Raw genomic sequence first — 350 nt, 5'->3', positions numbered from 1 at the left:
TGGCTCGGCGACCAGGACGCGATCGAGTTCATGTGCCGCCAGGCACCGAACGTGGTCTATGAGCTGGAACACTTCGGTATGCCGTTCGACCGCAACGCCGACGGCACCATCTACCAGCGTCCGTTCGGCGGCCATACGTCGAACTACGGCGAGAAGCCGGTGCAGCGTGCCTGCGCCGCGGCTGACCGCACCGGCCACGCGCTGCTGCACACGCTGTATCAGCGTAACGTCAAGGCCAAGACCCATTTCTTCGTCGAATGGATGGCGCTGGACCTGATCCGCGACCAGGACGGCGACGTGCTGGGCGTGACCGCGCTGGAAATGGAAACCGGCGAGGTCTACATCCTCGA

The 350-nt window shown here is 64.3% G+C and carries 1 protein-coding gene; it reads left to right on the top strand.

What is annotated here, in order from left to right; genetic code table 11:
• The coding region (locus ACCD03_RS25510; RefSeq protein WP_413413280.1) for an FAD-binding protein at positions 1 to 350 on the top strand (350 nt) is incomplete at both ends.

The sequence above is a fragment of the Ralstonia sp. Ralssp135 genome, from assembly GCF_047304345.1.
In the GTDB taxonomy this organism is placed as follows: Bacteria; Pseudomonadota; Gammaproteobacteria; order Burkholderiales; family Burkholderiaceae; genus Ralstonia; species Ralstonia chuxiongensis.
The sequence above is the reverse complement of the archived record's forward strand: the minus strand, read 5'-3'. Positions and strand labels throughout refer to the sequence as shown.